Origin of the sequence: Paracraurococcus ruber (genome assembly GCF_004353985.1) — a bacterium.
GTDB classification, from domain to species: domain Bacteria; phylum Pseudomonadota; class Alphaproteobacteria; order Acetobacterales; family Acetobacteraceae; genus Paracraurococcus; species Paracraurococcus ruber.
The window spans coordinates 1-1,426 of the sequence record NZ_SMOA01000562.1; the positions used below are offsets into that span (position 1 = coordinate 1).

Consider the following 1,426-nt stretch of genomic DNA (forward strand, 5'->3'; position numbering starts at 1 on the left):
CGCGCCGCCGGCCTCGGCGGCGACGGTCCGGATCAGCGCGCGCGGGCGGCGGCAGCGCCGCCCCGGGGTGGGTCGTATTCACGGCCGCTGAGGCCGGCCGTCGCGGCCGGTCGGGTGGCAGGCGGTCGCGCGCCGGCCGGGCGACCCGCCGGGCCGATGCCGGACGAGCCCGGGCGACGATGGCCGCTTGCGCCCGGCCGGTCATCCCTGCGGCCCGGCCGACCCCACGCGCCCTACCGCGCCGCACCCTGCCCCGTCGGCCCCCGACCCGGTCGCCGCGCCGGCGGGACCTCAGCCCTTCCGTAGGCAGGCCGACGCCGCAGTGGCGCCGCCGCCACACTGACAACACAGAATCGTGACCAGGGTGCCAGGCGCCGGCCGCTCCCGCCCGGTTGACCCCATTGCCGGGAGCAGGCGCCATGCCCAGGTCGTGCCGCATCCCGGGGGAGTGCATTGGTCATGCGTTCGTCGTCGAAGCCCGGGGCGCGCCCGCGGGCTGCCTTCGCTGTCCTGGCGCCTGTCCTGCTGACCTCGCTGGCCGGCTGCGGCCTCACGGTGGAACGCAGCGCCCGGGTCGAAGGCCTGCAGCGCGACCTGGCCGCGACCGAGGCGGAGCGCGGCACGCTGCGCCAGCGCGTCGCCGAGCTGGAACGCACCCTGGAGCAGGAGCGGCAGGCGGCCGGCGACCTCGCGGGGGTCGAGGCGCGGCTGCTGCAGGCCCGCGCCGACCTCGCCCGCGCCCAGCGCGGCCGCATCGCGGCCGAGGCGGCGGTGCGCGACAACCGCGCCCGCCTGGCCGAGGAGGAGCAGCGCCTGGGCGGCCTGCAGGCCCAGGCCGGCGAGGTGGAGCGCACGAAATCCGAGCGCACCGGCCTGCTGGGCGAGACCGAGCGCCGGCTGGCCGGCCTGCAGGAGCAGGCGGGGGCGGAGGATCGCCGCCTCGGCGCGCTGCGCGACCAGGCGGCGGCGCAGGAGGCGCGGCTCGCGGCGCTGGGCGAGCGGGCGACCGCTGAGGATCGCCGCCTTGCCCTGCTGCGTGACCAGGCGACGCAGGCCGAACAGCGGCTGGCCGGGCTGCGGCAGCAATCCGCCACCGAGGACCGGACGCTGGCCGAGCAGCGCCAGCGCGCGGCGCAGGAGGAACAGCGGCTGGCCGGGCTGCGCAACAGCATTGCCGAGGCCGAGCGCTCGGTCGCCGAGCGGCGCCAGGCCGGCACCGAGGCGGAGCGGCGGCTGGCCGCGCTGCGCGACCAGACCACGGCGGCGGAGCGCGACCTGGCCGCCCGCCGCGCCTCCCTGGCTGAGGCGGATGGCCGGCTGGCCAGCACCACCCAGGCGGCGCAGGCGGCGGAGCAGCGCGTCCGCGGGCTGGAGGCGCGGCAGGCCGAGCTGGGCCGCACGGCGGGCGGGGCCGACCAGCGCCTGG

The 1,426-nt window shown here is 79.7% G+C and carries 1 protein-coding gene; it reads left to right on the forward strand.

Annotated features, from left to right (window positions below; translation table 11 throughout):
* Positions 1-459: 459 nt before the first annotated feature.
* Positions 460-1,426, forward strand: a 967-nt coding sequence (locus E2C05_RS31755; protein ID WP_205083259.1) for a coiled-coil domain-containing protein, incomplete at its 3' end; no start/stop codon positions are given.